This window comes from Yinghuangia sp. ASG 101 (assembly GCF_021165735.1).
Classification (GTDB): domain Bacteria; phylum Actinomycetota; class Actinomycetes; order Streptomycetales; family Streptomycetaceae; genus Yinghuangia.
Genome location: NZ_CP088911.1, coordinates 3,068,658 through 3,088,421, shown reverse-complemented (window position 1 = coordinate 3,088,421; position 19,764 = coordinate 3,068,658). Strand labels below are relative to the sequence as shown.

Annotated in this window: 15 protein-coding genes and 1 pseudogene; 11 read left to right on the top strand and 5 right to left on the bottom strand. The window is 73.0% G+C overall.

Annotated features, from left to right (window positions below; all coding sequences use genetic code 11):
* Window positions 1–23: 23 nt before the first annotated feature.
* Complete coding sequence (locus tag LO772_RS12875; RefSeq protein ID WP_231778543.1) at window positions 24–3,647, top strand: ATP-dependent DNA helicase; 3,624 nt, start codon at window positions 24–26, stop codon at window positions 3,645–3,647.
* A gap of 105 nt (window positions 3,648–3,752) precedes the next feature.
* Complete coding sequence (locus LO772_RS12870) at window positions 3,753–4,922, top strand: PP2C family protein-serine/threonine phosphatase (RefSeq protein WP_231778542.1); 1,170 nt, start codon at window positions 3,753–3,755, stop codon at window positions 4,920–4,922.
* Window positions 4,923–4,934: 12 nt separating this feature from the next.
* Here LO772_RS12870 and LO772_RS12865 read toward each other — a convergent pair whose 3' ends face one another.
* Window positions 4,935–5,795, bottom strand: a complete 861-nt coding sequence (locus LO772_RS12865; protein WP_231778541.1) for an endonuclease/exonuclease/phosphatase family protein — start codon at window positions 5,793–5,795, stop codon at window positions 4,935–4,937.
* 234 nt (window positions 5,796–6,029) lie between these two features.
* Between LO772_RS12865 and nudC the strand changes: the two genes are divergently transcribed.
* Entirely contained in the window at window positions 6,030–6,956 is a 927-nt protein-coding gene (gene nudC, locus LO772_RS12860) for an NAD(+) diphosphatase (RefSeq protein WP_231778540.1), read from the top strand.
* A 77-nt stretch (window positions 6,957–7,033) separates the two neighbouring features.
* Here nudC and LO772_RS12855 read toward each other — a convergent pair whose 3' ends face one another.
* Window positions 7,034–7,297 (bottom strand): mycoredoxin, encoded by a 264-nt coding sequence (locus LO772_RS12855; protein WP_231778539.1) that lies wholly within the window; start codon window positions 7,295–7,297, stop codon window positions 7,034–7,036.
* 248 nt (window positions 7,298–7,545) lie between these two features.
* On the opposite strand from LO772_RS12855, the gene LO772_RS12850 reads away from it, so the two are divergent.
* The 4 genes from LO772_RS12850 (at window position 7,546) to LO772_RS12835 (ending at window position 11,157) form a co-directional block, all read left to right on the top strand.
* Window positions 7,546–9,777, top strand: coding sequence for an ATP-dependent DNA helicase UvrD2 (locus LO772_RS12850; RefSeq protein WP_231778538.1), 2,232 nt, complete (start codon window positions 7,546–7,548; stop codon window positions 9,775–9,777).
* A 201-nt stretch (window positions 9,778–9,978) separates the two neighbouring features.
* Window positions 9,979–10,368 carry a hypothetical protein gene (locus tag LO772_RS12845; RefSeq protein WP_231778537.1) on the top strand — a complete coding sequence of 130 codons (390 nt, stop codon included), beginning with the start codon at window positions 9,979–9,981 and terminating at the stop codon, window positions 10,366–10,368.
* Between the two features lie 151 nt (window positions 10,369–10,519).
* A complete protein-coding gene (locus tag LO772_RS12840) occupies window positions 10,520–10,858 on the top strand; it encodes a WhiB family transcriptional regulator (protein ID WP_269453198.1) in 339 nt (112 codons plus the stop codon).
* Between the two features lie 62 nt (window positions 10,859–10,920).
* The gene (locus LO772_RS12835) at window positions 10,921–11,157 is read left to right on the top strand and encodes a hypothetical protein (RefSeq protein WP_231778535.1); all 237 of its coding nucleotides are present in this window, start codon (window positions 10,921–10,923) and stop codon (window positions 11,155–11,157) included.
* A gap of 632 nt (window positions 11,158–11,789) precedes the next feature.
* Here LO772_RS12835 and LO772_RS12830 read toward each other — a convergent pair.
* Together LO772_RS12830 and LO772_RS12825 are read right to left on the bottom strand one after the other, a co-directional pair.
* Window positions 11,790–13,178, bottom strand: a complete 1,389-nt coding sequence (locus LO772_RS12830) for an ABC1 kinase family protein (RefSeq protein ID WP_231778534.1) — start codon at window positions 13,176–13,178, stop codon at window positions 11,790–11,792.
* Window positions 13,175–14,380 (bottom strand): ThiF family adenylyltransferase, encoded by a 1,206-nt coding sequence (locus LO772_RS12825; protein WP_231778533.1) that lies wholly within the window; start codon window positions 14,378–14,380, stop codon window positions 13,175–13,177. The genes LO772_RS12830 and LO772_RS12825 overlap by 4 nt, the downstream gene beginning before the upstream one ends.
* Before the next feature lie 325 nt (window positions 14,381–14,705).
* Here LO772_RS12825 and LO772_RS12820 point away from each other — a divergent pair.
* The 4 genes and pseudogenes from LO772_RS12820 to LO772_RS12805 all read left to right on the top strand — a co-directional run.
* A pseudogene (locus tag LO772_RS12820) lies at window positions 14,706–15,239 on the top strand (M48 metallopeptidase family protein); the annotation flags it as partial.
* 523 nt (window positions 15,240–15,762) lie between these two features.
* Window positions 15,763–17,493 (top strand): TerD family protein, encoded by a 1,731-nt coding sequence (locus LO772_RS12815; protein WP_231778532.1) that lies wholly within the window; start codon window positions 15,763–15,765, stop codon window positions 17,491–17,493.
* A gap of 7 nt (window positions 17,494–17,500) precedes the next feature.
* On the top strand, window positions 17,501–18,184 hold the full coding sequence (locus tag LO772_RS12810; protein ID WP_231778531.1) for an AIM24 family protein: 684 nt from the start codon (window positions 17,501–17,503) through the stop codon (window positions 18,182–18,184).
* A gap of 14 nt (window positions 18,185–18,198) precedes the next feature.
* Window positions 18,199–18,948 carry an AIM24 family protein gene (locus tag LO772_RS12805; protein ID WP_231778530.1) on the top strand — a complete coding sequence of 250 codons (750 nt, stop codon included), beginning with the start codon at window positions 18,199–18,201 and terminating at the stop codon, window positions 18,946–18,948.
* A 117-nt stretch (window positions 18,949–19,065) separates the two neighbouring features.
* Here LO772_RS12805 and LO772_RS12800 read toward each other — a convergent pair whose 3' ends face one another.
* Window positions 19,066–19,641, bottom strand: a complete 576-nt coding sequence (locus LO772_RS12800) for an NUDIX hydrolase (protein WP_231778529.1) — start codon at window positions 19,639–19,641, stop codon at window positions 19,066–19,068.
* Window positions 19,642–19,764 lie beyond the last annotated feature (123 nt).

Here is a 19,764-nt window from a genome sequence, read left to right as displayed (position 1 = left end):
CCCGTCCCCCGCGTCCGCCCGCGATGCGGGTGTTGTCCTCAGGTGCGTCTAACGTTGCGCCGGTGCGATCGGCTCACCCCACCCTCCTCCGCGATGAAGACGACCTCAAGCGCGTCCTGAAGGTCGACTACTCGCCCGAGCAGATCGCCGCCATCACCGCCCCCCTCGAACCCGGCGTGATCGTCGCCGGCGCCGGCTCCGGCAAGACCACCGTGATGACGGCCCGCGTCGTGTGGCTCGTCGGCACCGGCGCGGTACGGCCCGACGCGGTGCTCGGCCTGACCTTCACCAACAAGGCCGCCGGCGAACTGGCCGAGCGCGTCGACCGCGCGCTGCGGCACCTGCGGCCGGACGCCGACGTGCGCGTCGACGACGAGGAGGCCGGGGATCCCACGATCTCGACGTACCACGCCTTCGCGGGCCGCCTGCTCACCGAGCACGGCCTGCGCATCGGCCTGGAGCCGTCGGCGCGGCTGCTCGCCGACGCGACGCGCTTCCAACTCGCCGCCCGCGCCGCGCGCCGCGCTCCCGGGCCGTTCCCGACACTGACCAAGACGCTGTCCGCCGTCATTGCCGACGTCCTCGCGCTCGGCGGCGAACTCGCCGAACACCTCGTGCCCGTCGAGCGGCTGCGGGAGTTCGACCGCGCGCTGATCGCCGAGGTCGAGGCGGCGCCGAAGCCCTCCGCGGGTGCCAGGGCCGCGGCCGACGCGGCACGCAACCGGCTCGACCTGTCCCGGCTGGTGTCCGAGTACGCCGATGCCCGGCGCCGGCGCGACCTCCTCGACTTCGGCGACCAGATCGCGTACGCCGCACAACTCGCCGAGGAGCGCCCGGAGGTCGGGGAGACGCTGCGCGACACGTACAAGGTCGTGCTGCTCGACGAGTACCAGGACACCTCGGTCGCGCAACGCCGCCTGCTGGCCGGGCTGTTCGGCGTCCCCGAAGGCACCGCGCCCGAGCGGGCCCCCGGCCGCGGGCACCCCGTCACCGCGGTCGGCGACCCGTGCCAGGCGATCTACGGCTGGCGCGGCGCGTCGGTGGCGAACCTCGACGAGTTCCCCCGCCACTTCCCGCGCCGCGACGGCTCGCCCGCCCCCCGGTTCGCTCTCGCCGAGAACCGCCGCAGCGGCGGACGGCTGCTCGCCTTCGCCAACGAACTCGCCGCGCCGCTGCGCGAGATGCACGAAGGCGTCGAGGCGCTGCGCCCGGGGCCGGGGGCCGACGACGACGGGTGGGTGCGCTGCGGTCTGCTGGCCACGCAGGACGGCGAGATCGCGTGGGTCGCCGACCAGGTGCAGCACGTGATCGGCACGCGCTTCACACCCGAGGGCGACTTGATCGGGCCGCGCGACGTCGCGGTACTCGCCCGGACCGCCGCCGACTTCGCCGAGATCCACAAGGCGCTCGTGGAACGCGAGATCCCGGTCGAGGTGGTCGGGCTCAGCGGCCTGCTCAACCTGCCGGAGGTCGCCGACCTCGTGGCGACCTGCGAAGTGCTCGACGACCCGACGGCGAACGCCGCGCTCGTCCGCCTGCTCGTCGGGCCGCGCTGGCGCGTGGGTCCGCGCGACCTGGCGCTGCTGGGGCGGCGGGCGGGGGAGCTCGTACGGTTCGACCACGGCGCGGCGGAAGGCCCCGACGCGCGGCTGGAGCAGGCCGTCGCGGGCGTCGACCCCACGGAAGTGGTCTCGCTCTCCGACGCGCTGTCCGACCTCGGCGACGACCACCCCTTCTCCACCGACGCCCGGATCCGCTTCGCGCGGCTCGCCGCCGAGATCCGCGAACTCCGCCGCCACCTGGGCGAACCCCTCATGGACGTACTGCACCGGGTCCTCACGGTCACGGGCCTGGAGGTCGAGCTGTCCGCGTCGCCCGGCTCGGTCGCGGCCCGGCGGCGCGAGACGCTGCACGCGTTCCTCGACGTGGCCGCCGGTTTCGCGGACCTCGACGGGGACCCGTCGCTGACCGCCTTTCTCGCGTTCCTGCGGACCGCCGCCGAACACGACAAGGGGCTCGACGGAAGCCTGCCGAGCGCGCGCGACTCGGTGCAGGTGCTGACCGCGCACAAGTCCAAGGGCATGGAATGGGAGGTCGTCGTCGTCCCCGGCCTGGTCGACGGAGCGTTCCCGAGCGTGCAGGCACAGGCGAAGTGGACCAAGAGCGGCCACACCCTCCCGCATCCGCTGCGCGGCGACGCCGCCGGCCTGCCCGAGTTGGCCGACCTGAGCGCGAAGAGCTTCAAGGCCTTCGACGCCGCGATGCGCGAACACAAGTCCACCGAGGAACTGCGCCTGGGGTACGTGACCTTCACGCGGCCCAAGCAGTTGCTGATCGCGTCCGGCCACTGGTGGGGGCGCACCCGCAAGAAGCCGCGCGGCCCGTCCGAATTCCTGCTGCGGCTCGCCGAGCACTGCGAGGCCGGCGACGGCGACATCCTGACGTGGGCTCCCGAACCCACCGAAACCGACAACCCGCACCTGCTCGGCGGGGTCGAGCACGCGTGGCCGCTGCCGCTCGACGCCGCCGCGCTGGAGGAGCGCCGCCGCGCGGCCCGCGACGTCATCGACGAACTGGTCCGCCTCGAACACCGCGCACGCCCGGACACCCCCGGCCCGCGGGGGCCCGCTCCATCGGCCGGCACCGCACCGGTCGCGGCCGTCTCCGACCCGCCGGACGTGTTCGCGGACGACGAGCCGCCGTTCCCCGACGAGCCGCCGCCGGACGAGGAGGAGCTTCCGCCGCCGCCCGAGGACGACGGGGGCGCGGGCGGATGGTGGGACGACGGCCCGGACACGGCCGCGGAGGTTCCCGCGGCGCGTCCCGCCGCGGACGACACCGCCGCCGAACACGACGGCGCGGCGGGCGCGGACGGTTTCGGAGCCGACGACCCCGCCCCGCCGGCGGACGCCCCCGGTCTCGCCCCGCTCCCCGACGCCGCGGAGGACACCGACCACCTCGGCCCCGCCGACCGCGAGTTGATCGAATCGTGGGACCAGGACCTCGACCGCCTCGTCGAGGAACTGCTCCGCGGGCGGTCCGGCGTCCGCGACGTGGACCTGCCCGCGTCGCTGTCCGCGTCGCAACTGCTGCGGCTGGCCTCCGACCCGGACGGCCTGGCCCGCGAGCTGGCCCGGCCCATGCCGCGCCCGCCCGCGCCCGCCGCCCGCCGCGGGACGCGGTTCCACGCCTGGATCGAGGCGCAGTTCGGGGAGCGCCCGCTGCTGGAGCCGGACGACCTGCCCGGCGCGGCCGACGAGGACATCACCGACGAGGCGGATCTGGTCGAACTGCAGCAGGCGTTCCTGGCGACCCCGTACGCCCAGCGGGCGCCGTACCGCATCGAGGAGTCGTTCCAGCTCGTGCTGGGCGGCCGGGTCGTGCGCGGGCGGATCGACGCCGTCTATCGGGACGCGGACGGACGCTACGAGGTCGTCGACTGGAAGACCAACCGGTCGTTCAACGCCGACCCGCTCCAACTCGCCGTGTACCGCCTGGCCTGGGCCGAGCGGGCCGGCGTGCCCCCGGACGAGGTCACCGCGTCGTTCGTCTACGTCCGATCGGGTGAGGTCGTCCGGCCGCGCGGGCTGCCCGACCGGGCCGGGATCGAACGGGTGCTCTCGGGGAAGCCGAAGACCGACGTGTGACGGTGATCCCGCGGGCCGCGCGCCTGTGACTGGATGCGCCTTTCTCTTGATCGATTCGTATCGTGGGATGACGCATCGTTGGGTGCTCTAGGGACAGGACCGGACATGGGCGCATCGCAGCCGACCCCCACGCCGCCTGCCTCGGGCCGTGGACCGTTCGACCGCGCGCGTGTGCTGCCGCTCGTCAACTGGGCGCTGCGGCTGCTCCCCCTGGCGGTCATCGTCTTCGTCGTCGTGGTCGGCTACACCTCGCCTCCCGAAGTACGGGTCGGGCCGCTCCTCGCGGTCGCGCCCGCCCTCGCCGGCCTGTTCCCGCGCTCACCCCGCACACCTTTGTGGGTCGGGCTGACCGCGATCGTGATCGGTGGCGCGCTGGCCAGCACCGGGGCGAACCAGGGCTCCGGCGAACCGTTCGTGACACTCCTCGCGGTGTTGCTGGTGACGATGACCAGTTGGGCGGGCGTGTTGGTCCGCGAACGGCAGGAACGCACGATCAAGGAAGTGCGCAGCGTCGCCGAGGCGGTGCAGCAGGCGCTGCTGAGCCCCGTGCCGCGACGCATCGGCCCGGTCCGCGTCGGGGTCCGCTACCGCGCGGCGGCGGCCGAGGCCCGCATCGGGGGCGACCTCTACGAGGTGATCCTGACCCCCTACGGCGTGCGCGCGGTGATCGGCGACGTGCGCGGCAAGGGCCTGGACGCCGTGCAGACCGCGGCGGCCGTGCTCGGGGCGTTCCGCGAGGCCGCGTACGAGGAACCGAGTCTGCCGGGCCTGGTCAGCCGGATCGCCGCGAGCATGCGCCGGCGGCTGGAGGAGGATTTCGAGGAGTTCGTCACTCTCCTGCTGGTCTGCTTCCCGCCCGCGGGCGGGATGCTGGTGGTCAACTGCGGCCACCCTCCGCCGCTGCTGCTGCACGGCGCGCACGCCGAGTCGCTCGACGCGCCGTCGCCCGTGCCGCCGCTGGGCATCGTGGACCCGGAGCTGTTCGACATCCCCGTGCTGTCAGTCGCCCTCGAACCCGGCGACCGCGTCCTGCTCTACACCGACGGCATCATCGAGGCGCGCGACGCGTCGGGCGCCTTCTATCCGCTGGCCGACCGCGCGCCCGACGCCCTGCCCGGGGTCGAGGGGACCCTGGACCGGATCTCCGCGGACGTGTCCCGGCACGTCGGACGCCCGCTGGAGGACGACGCCGCGATGCTGCTGTTCATGTACGCTCCGGTCGTCGGCGGCGTCCACGACTCCGGAAGCCACCCCGTCGGCGCGCACGAGTCCTGACGGACGCGGCCCTCACAGGCGCAGGTCGACCACCAGCGCGCAGTGGTCCGAGACGCCGAGCCGGACGGCCTCGCTCTTGAGCACCACATCGGGGCCGAACCCGTGCCCGAACACGTGGTCGAACTGCACGCGCGGACGATACGACGGATAGGTCGGGACGCGCGCCAGCGACCGCCACCGCACCTGCCGCCGCCGGGCCCTCCCCGCCGCCCCGCGCTCCCGCCGCCCGACCACCGCCTGCGGCACCCGGCCCGGCAGGTTGAAGTCGCCCAGCAGCAATTGCGGGCGCGGCAGGTCCGCCGACGAGCGCCCGATCCGCGCCAGCTGCGAGACGTTCCAGCCCGGTACGAACGACAAGTGCGCGGCGAGCACCGTCAGCGGCCCGGTCGGCCCGTCGACCACGGCCGCGAGCACCGACCGCGGCTCGTCCGGGACACGCGTCAGACCCGGACGCCCTTGCACGCGCAGCGGCAGACTCAACGGCGCCGCCGGGAAACGCCGTGCCCGCCAGCGCCGCACGGGCAGCCGCGACAGCAGCGCGATGCCGTACGACGGACCCCCTTCGCCGTCGTGCTCGGGCCCGTAGACGTGCCGCACGGGCGCCTCCGGCTCCGGCAGCCATCCCGAGACGGGCGCCGGCACGCCGTGCACCGCCGCCAGGAACCGCCACGCGCGCGCCCCCAGCGCCCGCGCCGCGACGGCGGCCTGGTCGACCCCGCCGGAACGCTCCTGATGCCGGTCGACCTCCTGCAGCGCGACAATGTCCGCGTCCAGCTCCGCCATCGCCTCCGCCAGCCGCCCGGGCCCGGCGCTGCCGTCGTCGAGCGCCATCCCGTGCAGGAGGTTGAACGTCGCCACTCTGAGGACCGTCATCATTCGACGGTACGGGCGCACGCCGGAGGATGCCGGAGGCCACGACCGACACCGGCCGCGTTCCTCCATCGCGCGCACAGGCGACGCGCGGCCCGGAACGCCTCGCGGCACGCGATGCCCTCCCGCGCCGTCGCTTGATCGTGTAGACCGGATGGGCAACGTCCCACGAACACGTGATCGACGGGCAGGCACAACGCGACAACGCGCGACCCGGCGGTCGCGACAGTAAGGAGAATGTCGGTGGACGTCCGCGACCCTCGGCTGGCCATGACCCGGGCAACCCATGACCGTGCGGCCGAACACCGCGTCGACGAGGGGTGGTTGGCGACGGCCTGGGACTCCGCCGAGGCGCGCGTCCTGGTGATCGCGCGGGGCAAGGTGCACTGGACCGACCCGGGCGCGGACGGCACGAGCCCCGCGCTCACTCTCGTCGCCCCGGCCGACGCCCCCGACGGAGAGCGGTACTTCCTCGGCGTCGACCCCGCCGGCACGGCGCATTTCGCGGTCGCCGCGGAAGCGCTCCCCGAGGACGTCGACGCGCAGGTCGGCACGCTCTACACACTCGGCCCCGTCCTCGGCGACCGCGACGCGGGGCTCCTCGTGCACGCCGTCGGCCTGGAGAACTGGCACCGCACGCACACCTTCTGCGCCCGCTGCGGCAAACCGACCCGGCCCGTCTCGGGCGGCCATGTCCGAAGGTGCACGGAGTGCGCCGCGGAGCACTTCCCGCGCACCGACCCCGCGGTGATCATGCTGGTGGTCGACCGCCGGGACCGCGCGCTGCTCGGCCGCCAGGCGAGCTGGCCGGAGAAGCGGTTCTCGACGCTGGCCGGGTTCGTGGAGCCGGGCGAGTCGCTGCGGCAGGCGGTGGCCCGCGAGGTCGCCGAGGAGACCGGCGTACGCGTGGCCGAGGTGACGTATGTCGACAGCCAGCCCTGGCCGTTCCCGTCCAGTCTGATGCTCGGGTTCCACGCCACCGCGTCCGACGACCGCATCCAGGTCGACGGCACCGAGATAGCCGAGGCCCGGTGGTTCACCCGCGACGAACTGCGCGCGGCGGTCGCCGCCGGGGAGATCCGGCTGCCCGGCCGCATCTCGATCTCGCGGCACCTGATCGAGCTGTGGTTCGGCGAGAGGTTCCCCGACTCCGTCACATGGTGAGCCCCGGCCCGCGACGAGCCGGGCACCCGAAGGCCCCGCCCCCTCGGGTGGGGACGGGGCCTTCGCGGACGCGCCGATCAGGCCGCGGCGGCCGCGAACGCGTCCTTGACCTGGGCGAGGCTCGGGTTGGTCGCGACCCACTGGATCTCGCCGCCGACCGTCACCACGACGGTCGGAACGGTCTGGTTGCCGCCGTTGACGCTCATCACGTACTCGGCGGCTTTGGCGTCCTGCTCGATGTCGACCTCGTCGTAGGCCAGGCCCTCGCGCTCCATCTGGCTCTTGAGGCGGCGGCAGTACCCGCACCAGGGGGTGCTGTACATCGTCACGGTGGCCGACATCGGGGGTCTCCTTCGATCCGATCGAGTGGCAGTACGACTTACTGCTCGCACTCAACACCCGCCCCGAACGGTTTTCTTCCGCCCACCGCCCGACCGCCCCGAGGAGCCGGGCTTGGCCGCCGCCCGTGCCGTCCGCCCGCTCGTCGCCCGCGCGATCCTTCCCCGTGCGCCCCGCCGCGGTTGTCCACAAGCGGTTCCCTGTGGACGGACCGCACACCCGTGAGAGCGCGCCCTGAGAGGATGCAGCGATGACCGAGCACTACGGGCCGCAACCCACCGCCGACGAGATCCTGGACGCGCTCGACCCCGAGCAGCGCCGGGTCGCGAAGTCCGTCGACGGTGCCGTCTGCGTGCTCGCCGGGGCCGGCACCGGCAAGACCCGGGCGATCACCCACCGCATCGCGTACGGCGTGCTGACCGGCGTCATGCAGCCGATGCAGACCCTCGCCGTCACCTTCACCGCCCGCGCGGCGGGGGAGATGCGCGGGCGCCTGCGGCAACTCGGCGTCCCCGGCGTGCAGGCCCGCACCTTCCACGCCGCGGCGCTGCGCCAGCTGCAGTTCTTCTGGCCGCGCACCTACGGCGCCGACCCGCCCCGGCTCGTCGAGCGCAAGGCCCCCCTGGTCGCGGAGGCCGTCCAGGAGTGCCGCCTGCGTGCCGACCGCACGGAGCTGCGCGACCTGACCGGCGAGATCGAGTGGGCGAAGGCGACGCAGACCGCGCCCGACGACTATCCCGACCAAGTGCGCGCGACCGCCCGCAAGCCGCCCCGCGACGCCGCCGAGGTCGCCCGGGTGTACGCGGCGTACGAAAGCCTCAAGAGCGGTCGCGGCCACATGGACTTCGAGGACGTGCTGCTGCTGACCATCGGCCTGCTCGACGACCGCATCGAGGTGCGCGAGCAAGTGCAGGCGCAGTACCGCCACTTCACCGTCGACGAGTACCAGGACGTCAACCCGCTCCAGCAGCGCCTGCTGGACGTGTGGTCGCAGCGGGCGCGCAGCCTGTGCGTGGTCGGCGACGCGAGCCAGACGATCTACTCCTTCACCGGGGCGACCCCGGGCTTCCTGCTCGACTTCCGGCACCGGCACCGGGAGTCGGAGGTGATCGAGCTGGTCCGCGACTACCGGTCCACGCCGCAGGTGGTGCGGCTGGCCAACCGGCTGCTCACGCACGCGTCCGGCGAGGCGGCCGAGCACCGGCTCGAACTGGTCTCGCAGCGCGAGGACGGCCCGGCGCCGGAGTTCGTGGAGTTCGCCGACGAGCCGACCGAGGCCGAGGGGGTCGCGCGCCGCATCCGCAAGCTGCTCGACCACGGCGTGCGCGCCGCCGAGATCGCGGTGCTGTTCCGCACCAACGCGCAGTCCGAGGGCTACGAGCAGGCGCTCGCCGACGCCGGTATCCCGTATGTGCTGCGCGGTGCCGAGCGCTTCTTCGAGCGGCCCGAGGTGCGGCACGCGGCCGTGCTGCTGCGCGGCGCCGCCCGGTCCGGGGGCGGCGCGGGCGACGATGCGGTGGGGCTCGCGGCCGAGGTGGGCGCGGTGCTCGCGGACGGCGGCTGGTCGCCGCGGCCACCGAGCGGATCGGGCCAGGTCCGGGAGCGCTGGGAGTCGCTCCACGCGATCGTGCGGCTGGCCGAGGACTTCGCGGCGGCCCGTCCCGGCGCGACCCTGCCCGATTTCGTCGACGAGCTGGCCGAGCGGGCCAACGCGCAGCACGCCCCGACCGTCGACGGCGTCACGCTGGCGTCCCTGCACGCCGCCAAGGGCCTGGAGTGGGACGCCGTCTTCCTGGTGGGCCTGACCGAGGGCATGATGCCGATCACCTACGCCGACACCGACGCCAAGGTCGAGGAGGAGCGGCGCCTGCTGTACGTCGGGATCACCCGGGCCCGGGAGCACCTGACGATGTCGTGGGCGCTCGCGCGGTCGCCGGGCGGGCGGGCCGGCCGGCGACCGTCCCGGTTCCTCGACGGGTTGCGCGGCGGCTCGCGGGGGCCGGGTGTCCCGGCCGCCCGGTCGCGGCCCGAGGGCGCCGCCGAGAGCGGTCCGTGGCGCCCGGATGAGGCTCGCGTGCGGCGGGGCAGGCCCGGGCCGGTGCGGTGCCGGGTCTGCGGGCGCGGGCTGGCCGACGCCGCCGAGCGCAAGTTGGGCCGGTGCATGGAGTGCCCCTCGGAGCTCGACGAGGCGCTTTTCGAGCGGTTGCGCGACTGGCGGCTCGGCCGGGCCCGCATGCTCGGCCAGCCGGCGTACTGCGTATTCACCGACGCCACCCTGACCGCCATCGCGGAGGCCGAGCCCGGTTCCGCGCAGCAGCTGGCGAGGATCTCCGGGGTCACCCGGGCGAAGCTCGACAAGTACGGCGGGGACGTCCTCGCGATCGTCTCGGGCAGCTCCGCCGAGGACCTGGCCGAAGCGGCCCAGGCGATGATCGCGGCCCACGGCGACGACCCCGGTCCGGACCCGGAGCACCCGGCCTGACGAGGCTTTTCCCGTGCCGTATGGGGGTGCTGGCGAGGGACTTCCCTCAAGTGGTCCCGGAGACGCGAAAAATAGTTTGCGCTTCTCTCGGCAGCCCATCTAACCTCACGAGCACGGTCAACGTGTTGACCGTGCCCAGTCCGAATTCCGGATCCGCCCAGCGGCGCGACCCGAGACCTCCGCGGAAGGGAGGCGAACGACATGTCGAGCAACATCAAACTCGTTGCTGCCACTGCCGTTGCGCCCGCCGCGATGTCGGTGCGGTCTGCTGAGCTGGGTGCGCTGAAGCCTGCCTCCCTCGTGGCCCTGAAGGGCCGCAACCTCTCGGCCTATGCCGAGACCGATGCCCGCGTGATTTCCGTCGGTGCCGCCGCGATGCGGCGTCGCGGCCAAGGCATCGGTCTGGCGTCCAACGTCGAGCGGGGTTGGCACGACAGCGAGCGTATGAGTGCCGTCACGCCAGATGCGCGACCGCTGGCATCTGCGGTGACGGCATGTGAGCAGCAGCAGGTCGAGGGCATGGCCCACGCCGTGGGCACGGCCGGATTTGCCGGTCTGCACGGGTATCCGTCCTGGAGGACGCGAACCTGACGAATCGTCAGGTCGGCACTCCAGGGCCGCGGAACCCGTACACACCGGGATCCGCGGCCCTTGTCTTTGTTCTGAGGCAACCCCGCCAGGACCCTGGCCCCTTGGATCAAGTGGCAGCAGCACCAACCGAGTTCACCACAAGGAGCACCACGTGCCGTTCGACAGTCCGCCCACTCCCGACTCTCCAGCTGTTCCTGTACCGGAGGTAGACCTGATGACTCTGACCGCGTTCGACGACATCGACGCCGTCGAGGGCACCATCCCGTGCCGTTCGTACGACCCCGAGGTGTTCTTCGCTGAGTCGCCCGCCGACGTCGAGTACGCGAAGGCCCTCTGCGGGGAGTGCCCCGTCCGCGCCGCGTGCCTCCAGGGCGCGCTGGAGCGCCGCGAGCCGTGGGGCGTCTGGGGTGGCGAGCTGTTCATCCAGGGTGTGGTCGTGGCCCGGAAGCGTCCGCGTGGGCGCCCGCGCAAGACGGAGGTCGCCGCGTGAACCCCGCCGATCTCCCGCGCGCAACGAGCCCCGAACGCACGTCGACAGCACACCTGGAACCGATGGAAACCCCGACCGCCTCCGCCTCCGACAACCACGTGACGTTGATCCTCGACAGGAGCCGTGACATGCATCTTCTCCATGAGGCTCTGGCAAGAGCACAGATGGAGGAGCGACTACGGGAAGCCGAACTGCAACGCAGGGCCGCACACGTCCGCGCCGCACGCAAGATGAAGCGTCGCGCGGAGGTCGCCTCTCTGCGGGCCCGCCGGGCACTCGCCCTCGCGGTCATGCAGTAAGAGCCGTAGTCGCCACACGAAAAATCCCACCAGGGCCCGGCCGCGATCCCCACGGATCCGGCCGGGCCCTGTGCCATCTCCCCGGGCGAGGCCGCCCGCCCGGACCCGAGCGCGCGGACGCGGCCCCGGCCGTGCGGCCCCGACCAGCCGCCCTGTGGTCCTCATGACGGCATGGACCGGCCGTGCTCCTCGCGTTTCGCCCGCGCTTCGCATTCGCGCGGCCCATCCCGACGCGCGGCACACGCCCCGTTACCCACCGCACCCCGCCCGGGCCCGAGGCTTCCGCATGACCGCGGACGAGCGTTCGTCCCGCCCTGTGCGCGTCACCGGCCGGGGGCGCTCATGCCGCGCGCCCGGCCCGACCGTCAAGCGCATCCGGAGGGTCGACGGATCCACGGAATTCCGCGAGGAGTTCTTCGACAACGTCCGCGTGGACGCGTCCGCTGTCGTCGGGCGGGTCGGCGAGGGCCGGACCGTCGCGTCGCGGGTGCCGCGTCGGCCACCCGCCGCCGTCTCGGGTCCGTGTGGTGGGCACTCGACCCGCGACCGCGCCCGGCCCGCCCGCGGTGTCCTCGTGCCTCGGCTTGGGGCGCGGCCCGCCGTGCTCCGCGCCCGCGGGCCCCGAACTCCCGCTATTCCTCGACGTCTTCGAGATCTTCGAGGTCGTCGAGGTCGTCGACGTCGTCGAGTTCGTCGTCTATCTCGTAGTCCAGCTCGGCGAAGCCCGGGAGCCAGGCCTCCAGTTCCTCGCGGAAGGGGACCTCGGCGTTGAGCTGGCACAGGACGCCGATGGTGCTCAGGGTGACGCGGTGGATCAGCAGGTAGCTCGGCGGCAGGTTGAGCTGGCGGGCCATCTGCGACGCGGGGTTGCGGGGGTCGCCGATCCGGGCGCCTTGGACGCGCATCCACGCGCGCGTGAACCGGAAGCGTTCGACCTGCGCGGGTTCCACCATCGGCAGCAGGTAGTCCAGCACCTCCTGGGCGTCCAGCTTGATCGACGGCTTGACGAAGCCCTCCGAGCGCAGGACCTCCATCACGCCCTCGGCCTCGTTGTCGAGCGCGAGCCGCATGGCCACACCGATGGGTTCCGGGAGGCCGTCCGGCAGCCGGTTGACCGTGCCGAAGTCGAGCACGCCGAGCCTGCCGTCCGGCAGCAGCCGGAAGTTGCCCGGGTGTGAGTCCGCGTGCAGCATGCCGGTGCGCACCGGACCGGAGAACAGGAAGCGCACCAGCAGGTGGCCCGCCTGGTCGCGTTCCTCCGGCGTGCCCTTGTCGATGATCCGCGACAGCGGTGTGCCGCCCATCCACTCCGTGACCAGCACGCGTTCGGCCTGGAACACCACGTGGGGCACGAAGATGTCCGGGTCGTCGTCGAACTCCTCGGCGTGCGCCTGCTGGGCCTCCGCCTCCATCTGGTAGTCGAGTTCCTCGGCGACGCGCGCCTTCAGCTCCGCGATCAGCGGTTTGACGTCGATGCCCGGGATCAGCGCACCGGCGAACCGGGCCACATGCCCGAGCTGGTTCAGATCGGAGATCAGCGCGTCGCCGGCACCGGGGTACTGGATCTTGACGGCGACCTCGCGGCCGTCACGCCACACCGCGCGGTGCACCTGCCCGATCGACGCGGCGGCGGCCGGTTTGTCCTCGAACTCCCGGAACAGCGAGCGCCAATCGCCGCCGAGGTTCTCGGCCAGTGCCTTGTGGACCGTGCGTGTCGGCATCGGCGGCGCGGCGTCCTGCAGCTTCGTCAGCGCGGCGCGGTACGGCTGCGCGACCTCTTCGGGCAGGGCCGCCTCGAACACCGACAGCGCCTGGCCGAGCTTCATCGCCCCGCCCTTCAGCTCGCCCAGCACCTTGAACAACTGCTGGGCGGTGCGCTGCTGCAGTTCGGCGGCGACGATCTCCGCCGGTCGGCCCCCTATGCGCCGACCGAGGCCGAGCGTCGCTCTCCCGGCCACCCCGAGGGGCAGGGACGCGAGCTTGGCGGTCCTGGTCACCGCTTTGCGCGGAAGTTCACTCACGCGGCACCTCGCCGGCGCGGGGTGTCGCCATCGCGAACCGCGCCTGTGGTTTCCGATCGCTCATTTCGCTCGATCACACTTTCCATTGTGGAGGACGTTCCCCCCTGCCATACGGGCGAGGGGCCGCGGCCCGGCGGCGGTGCCACGCGGGCCGTCGTGCCCGCCCGGCGGGAGAAGGCGCCGCAGTCGCATTCCGGGTGCGGCCGGCGGCTGCGGCGACGCGACGCACCGTCGGGGAGCGCGATGTGGAACGTGGCGTCGGCGGCGGTCGGCGTGTCGCCCTCCAGGTGCATCAGCACCTGGAGGGCGACACGGGCCGCGACGGCGGTGGCCAGGACGCCGTCGCAGGCCCGCCCCGGGGACGGCCCCGGCAGCGCCGCGAGCTGGGTGAGCAGCCGAGGCCACGCCGGATCGCGGTCGCGGCGGTGCAGGTCGAGGCACCGCCCGCACGCGGCGCGCCCGGGCAGGACGAACGGCCCGACGACGCCGGTGGTCTCGTGCACGTCGGCGTACAGGTGCGCGGTGCCCCGGGCCATGAGTCGCGCCGCGAGCTCGGGCTCCGGGCGGCCTTCGGGGGCGATCACCGCGACATCGGGGCCGCGCCGCCCGGGCGGGACGGTGAGCCGGACCTCCGGCGCGGTACGCCGCAGGGCCTCGCGAACCGCGGTCTCACGGTGTTTGCGCACGCCCGTCCACGTATCGCCGGCCGGCCCCGCGTCACCGAGCGTGAAGGCGCGCCGGTCGGTCACCTCGACGGCACCGACGCCGGCCGCCGCGAGCAGGTTCGCCACGGCGGAGCCCACGCGCCCCGCGCCGTGTACGGCGACGACCGCGGTCGCCCGGCGGGCGAGGACGCCGGCACCCGCGTCGGGCGGACTCCGCAGCAGCGCCGCCGAGGCGCGGTCGGGTGCCAGCCGGTCCCCAGGAGCGCGCGCCGGGGGACCGAGGTCGGCGTCCTCCAGCACGGCCTGCCGGGCCAGCAGGTCGAGCAGCGCGCGGACGCGCGCGGGGGTGATTCCGAGCCGCCCGCCGAGGTCGTACAGCTCCGCCGGGGTCCGGGTGCCGTCGAGGTACGCGAGCAGGCGGGCGAGTGCGGGATCGAGGCCGGTGATCAGGAACGCGCGGGCCGGGTCGAGCCCGAGTTGCAGGGTGTGCCGGTCACGCCACAGGCGTACCAGCGATTCACGGAGTCGGGGGCGCATCGGAAACCTTTCCGGTGGTCGGGGCGCGGAAGCGGGAGATGGGAAGTGGGGGACGGGAGAAGAGTGCGTGAGAAGGAGGGGAGTGACGGGAGGGAAGAGCGTGGAAGACGGGGCGGAAGGAGACGGCCGGACCAGCGTGTCCCGAGATGCCAAAGCAGTCACATCGGTTGTCCACAGGTCGAATGTGATGATCGGAACAATTGAGGGAGAGAAAGCCGCAAAGCCCGCCAAATACCGGCGATCCAGGGCGGCGGCGTGCCGATGAATTGTGGACGCGGCGTCTTCGGGACGGCTCGTTCCGAGTGCCGTTGGGTAACGTCGGGTTGTGGCCGCCGAACCCGGGGCCGGGCGCTTCGACGTGCCCGGAAACCCGCACGAGAACGCCGTCGAGATCCGCCGCAGCACTCGACGGCGCAGAACTGTGTCGGCCTATCGCGACGGGGACCGGACGGTGGTCCTGCTGCCCGCGCGCATGTCCGCGGCCGAGGAGGAGCGCTGGGTCGGGGTCATGCTCGACCGCCTCGCGGCGCAGGAGAAGCGCCGCCGCCCGACGGACGCGGCGCTCGCCCAGCGCGCCCGTGAGCTGTCCGACCGCTATCTGGGCGGCCGGGCCGTCCCGGCGACGGTCCGCTGGGTCGACAACCAGAACACCCGGTGGGGTTCCTGCACCCCGCTCGACGCGTCGATCAGGCTGTCCAGCCGCCTGCAGGGCATGCCGCCGTACGTCGTCGACTACGTCCTGCTGCACGAGCTGGCCCATCTGCTCGTCCCGGGCCACGGCCCCCGCTTCTGGACGCTCCTCTCCGCGTACCCCCGCACCGAGCGCGCCCGCGGCTACCTCGAAGGCGTCGCGGCCTCGGCCGGTTCGGCGGTGACGGACGAGGACGACGACGTCGACGGCGTGACCGGCGCCGCGGCCCCGGGCGCGAAGCCGGGCGACCGCGCGATCGCGGACGACACCGCCGTGGCCGCGAGCGAGCAGCCGCCCCGCGCGCGGGCCACCCGCAACAGCGCCGCCGAGGGAGGCCGCGCCCGCAAGGGCACGACCGGCCGCACACCGCGCGACCGCGCATAGCACCCGCTATTCGGCTGCGGAATCTGAGGCTTGACCCTCGATCGCGGTCGGTGAGTCGACTTTCCATCGCGGTCGCGCGCCCGTCCGTAATAACGTGTGGGCTTGGCCACCGAGGGCCGCGGGGCGACGCGGCCTCCCGTACGGAACCGGAAGCACCGTGTCCACGTCGGGATTCCACAAGGGGGTCGGCCGGGTTCAAACGGGCCCCGGTGCAGGGGGCCCGGCACATGCCGGGATGTTGTAGCGTGCCGTGCGCGGTGGGGGTCATGCCCGGGTGGGCCCCTTCTGACGGGAAGGGAGCCACGAGGTGGTCGAGTTCAGGAAGGGTCAGAAGGCCAAGCTGGCCGATCTGACCCCGGGAACCGATCTGTACGTCGGCCTGCGGCTTGACGCCCCGGGCCTCACATTCGACATCAGCTGCTTCGGCCTGGACATGAGCGACCGGTTGTCCGACGACCGGTACTTCGTGTTCTTCAACCAGCCGAAGTCCCCCGAGGAGTCCCTCCAACTCCTCGGCGCGCAGGCCGGCGACCAGGAGTCGTTCCGGGTCACGCTCGACCGCGTGCCACCGCAGATCGGCAAGTTGGCGTTCACCGCCACGATCGACGGCCAAGGGCAGATGTCCCAGGTCGCGTCGGGTTACATCCGCATCGCGGTGGGCGGCCAGGAGGTCGTCCGTTATTCGTTCACCGGCGGGGAGTTCAGCACCGAGCGCGCCGTGATGATCGCCGACATCTACCGCAAGGAACCGTCCGTCTGGCGGTTCTCCGCGGTCGGCCAGGGCTTCGACGGCGGACTCAAGGCGCTCCTGGAGAACTTCGGCGGCGAGGCGATGGAGGAAGAGGAAGAGGCTCCTCCGCCGCAGCAGGCCGCCCCCGCGTTCGGTGCGCCTCCCGCGACCCCCGCGCCGTCGTTCGGTCCGCCGCCCGGCGGTCCGCAACCGCCGCCGCCCGCACCGGGGTTCGGCGCCCCCGGCGGCCAGCCGCAGCCGATGGCCGCGCAGGCGCCGCCGATGCACCAGCAGCCGGGCCAGTTCCCCCCGCCGGGCCAGATGCCGCCCGGGCAGATGCCTCCCGGCCACATGCCCCCGGGCCAGTTCCCGCCGCCGGGCCAGATGCCCCCGGGCCAGATGCCTCCGGGCCAGTTCCCGCCGCCGGGCGGCCCGCCGCAGGGCCACATGGCCCCGCCGATGCCCCCCGGCTCCATGCCTCCTCCGGGCCAGATGCCGGGCCAGATGCCTCCCCCCGGCCAGTTCCCGGGGCAGCCCGGCATGCCCGGCCACTCCGGACCGGGCCAGGGCGGCATGCCCATGGGCGCCCCGCAGGGCGGGATGAACCAGCCCGGCGCGGGCCAGGCGGGCCCGCCGATGGAAACCCAATACGGTTACGGGCTCGAACAGTTCCAGGAAGTCCAGGGCCAGGGCCGCTGGGTCCAGCAGAACGCCAAGCTCGTCAAGGCACGCCTCGCGGGCAGCCCGGTCAAGGTCATCGCCAAGCAGGGCTCGATGGTCGCGTACCAGGGCAAGGTCGACTTCAAGTTCCAGGGGCAGAGCTTCGGGCAGCGCCGCGACAACCGGCTCACCGGCCAGTCGATGGAGCTGATGCGCTGCGAAGGCGACGGCGAGGTCTTCTTCGCCGAGGAGGCCGCCAACCTCCACTTGGTCGAACTCGCGGGCCAGGCCCTGTGCGTGAACTCCGCCAACCTCCTGTGCTGGGACGAGGGGCTGACCACGGAGGTGCAGCGCATCGAGGGCGCGGGCATCCCCGGCGGCGGCCTGTTCGTGCAGACCATCAGCGGCAACGGGACCGTCGTCGTCAAGACGAAGGGCATCCCGATGGTGCTCCCGGTCAACCCGGGCGCCCCCACCTTCGCGGACACCAACGCGGTCGTGGCGTGGACCAACGGCATGCAGGTCTCGACGAGCACGGCGGTACGGGTCCGCCGCACCGCCTACCCCGGGCACAGCGGCGAGACCGTGTCGCTGCAGTTCCGGGGCATGCAGGGCCACTTCATCGTCGTCCAGCCGTACGAGGTGTGAGGGGATCATGGACCAGCAGACGATGATGTCCGCGTACGGCCAGCAGGCGCCGATCGCACGGATGAGCCCGCACGGCAACAAGATCTGCCGCGTGACCATGCAGCAGGGCCAGGACCTGTTCGCCAAGCAGGGCTCGATGATCGCCTACACCGGCTTCATCAACTTCATGCCGTACCGCGAGAGCCGGGGCAACCGCGTGCGCGGACGCGCGGCGGGCGAGCAACTGGCGCTGATGCAGTGCCAGGGGCAGGGCGACCTGTACCTCGCCGACTACGGCGCCGACGTTGTCATGCTGCAGCTCCAGGGCAACGGCATCTCGGTCAACGGCGCCAACATCCTCGCGTTCGACGCGACGCTGACGAAGTCGATCGGCTGGGTCTCCGGGATCGCCAACAAGTTCAGCGGCAACGGCATGACCAACATCGAACTCGCCGGACACGGCTGGGTCGCGATCACGACGCAAGGCACGCCGGTCGTGCTCAACCCGTCGGAGCAGGAGACGTGCGTCGACCCCGACGCGCTGGTCGCCTGGTCGACCGGTCTGCGCATCAAGAGCAAGCGCTCGGCCCGCATCGGCGCGCTGGTCGGCCGCGGTACCGGCGAGGCGATGCAGGTGGCCTTCACCGGCTCCGGCTTCGTCGTCGTCCAGCCGTCGGAGGACTCCACCGACCGCTTCCACATCCGCGGCTGAGCGGGGGAGAGATCATGCAGAGTTCACTGTTCGGCTACACCGAGATCCAGTCGCAGGACCGCTGGTCGCTCCAGAACCACCAGATGCTGCGGGTCCTGCTCGGCCAGCAGAACCGCGAGGTTCTGGCCCGCAAGGGCACGATGGTCGCCTTCACCGGCGGCGTCGACTTCGACGGGCACCTGCAGGCGGCCGGCGAGCGCCACGCCGCGCACCAGACCGGCGAGCAGCTCAACCTCATGCGGTGCAGCGGCAACGGGACGGTGTTCCTGGCCAACATGGCGCAGGCGATCCACGTGCTCGACCTCAACAACGAGGGCCTGACCGTGGACGGCCAGTACGTGCTGGCCCTCGACTCGACGCTGAGCTGGAACGTCGTCCGCATCGAGAGCGAACACGGCATCGCGGGCGCGGGCGGCTACAACCTCGAAGTCGGCGGCACCGGCAAGGTGGCCGTCATGACGTCGGGCAAGCCGCTGGTCATGCAGGTCACGCCGCAGCAGGAATGCTTCGCGGACGCCGACGCGGTCATCGCGTGGAGCGCCGGCCTCGTGACGCGCATGGAGGCGCAGACCACGTCGCAGCGCGTGTGGAGCCGCCGCGGCGGCACCGGCGAGGGCTGGAACCTGAGCTTCCAGGGCCAGGGCTACGTCATCGTGCAGCCGAGCGAGCTGCTGCCCCCGACGTCGTTCACCGACGCGGGCGGCTACCTGGCCAACCGCGGCCTGGGCCAGCAGGGCATGCGCGGCAACACCTGGGGCAGCTGACCCGGCCCCAAGACGCGCGGCGCCACCGCGGGGCGTGCACCGATCTCGGTGCACGCCCCGCGTGCGTGATGCGCGTGTGACGCCGTCCGTAGAGCGCGGACGAGCCGCCCCCTCGCGTCAGCCGAGCAGTGCCGCCGCGCGGCGGACGAGCGTGCGCACCGCGTCGTCCGTCTTCCCGGGCAGGGCGTCGTAGTCGAACCACCGCAGGTCGAGCGACTCCTCGCTGATGTGTGCCGTCGCGTCCGGCGCCGCGACCGCGACGAACTCGACGTCGTAGTGCACGCTCCACCGGTCGGGGCCGCCGCAGCGCACATCGTGCCGGTCGAGCCACACCGGTTCGGGACGCAGCGTCAGATCGGCGATGCCCGACTCCTCGACCGCCTCGCGGAGTGCCGCACCGGCGAGCGTGGCGTCGGCCTCCTCGCAGTGCCCGCCGGTCTGCAGCCACAGCCCGACCTTCGGATGCAGCGTCAGCAGGACCCGCCTCCGCGACGGATCGACCACCAGCGCACTGGCCGTGATGTGGCCCTCGGTACGCGACCGCCACACCCCGTCCGCGAACGTGTCCAAGTGCGCGAGGTACGCGTCGCGCAGCCGCGCCTGAGCGGCGTCGGGGGCCCGCCAGTTCGCGAGGACGCGGCGGGCGTCGTCATACAGCGAGGCGGACGATGTCGTGGTCGCGGACGAAGTCATGCGCACAGCCTGCCGCACCCGCGGCCCCTCCGGCTCCCGCCGGGCACGGACCGCACCGCGCGCGGGGCGGCGTCCCGGACACCCGCCGCGCGTTCCGGCAGGCACCCAGACCCGCGCGAACAC

Excerpts from the sequence above, each read along its gene's own strand:
- LO772_RS12875 (WP_231778543.1), top strand. The coding sequence starts at position 24 with ATGCGGGTGTTGTCCTCAGGTGCGTCTAACGTTGCGCCGGTGCGATCG.
- LO772_RS12870 (WP_231778542.1), top strand. The coding sequence starts at position 3,753 with ATGGGCGCATCGCAGCCGACCCCCACGCCGCCTGCCTCGGGCCGTGGA.
- LO772_RS12865 (WP_231778541.1), bottom strand. The coding sequence starts at position 5,795 with ATGACGGTCCTCAGAGTGGCGACGTTCAACCTCCTGCACGGGATGGCG.
- nudC (WP_231778540.1), top strand. The coding sequence starts at position 6,030 with ATGTCGGTGGACGTCCGCGACCCTCGGCTGGCCATGACCCGGGCAACC.
- LO772_RS12855 (WP_231778539.1), bottom strand. The coding sequence starts at position 7,297 with ATGTCGGCCACCGTGACGATGTACAGCACCCCCTGGTGCGGGTACTGC.
- LO772_RS12850 (WP_231778538.1), top strand. The coding sequence starts at position 7,546 with ATGACCGAGCACTACGGGCCGCAACCCACCGCCGACGAGATCCTGGAC.
- LO772_RS12845 (WP_231778537.1), top strand. The coding sequence starts at position 9,979 with ATGTCGAGCAACATCAAACTCGTTGCTGCCACTGCCGTTGCGCCCGCC.
- LO772_RS12835 (WP_231778535.1), top strand. The coding sequence starts at position 10,921 with ATGGAAACCCCGACCGCCTCCGCCTCCGACAACCACGTGACGTTGATC.
- LO772_RS12825 (WP_231778533.1), bottom strand. The coding sequence starts at position 14,380 with ATGCGCCCCCGACTCCGTGAATCGCTGGTACGCCTGTGGCGTGACCGG.
- LO772_RS12810 (WP_231778531.1), top strand. The coding sequence starts at position 17,501 with ATGGACCAGCAGACGATGATGTCCGCGTACGGCCAGCAGGCGCCGATC.
- LO772_RS12805 (WP_231778530.1), top strand. The coding sequence starts at position 18,199 with ATGCAGAGTTCACTGTTCGGCTACACCGAGATCCAGTCGCAGGACCGC.
- LO772_RS12800 (WP_231778529.1), bottom strand. The coding sequence starts at position 19,641 with ATGACTTCGTCCGCGACCACGACATCGTCCGCCTCGCTGTATGACGAC.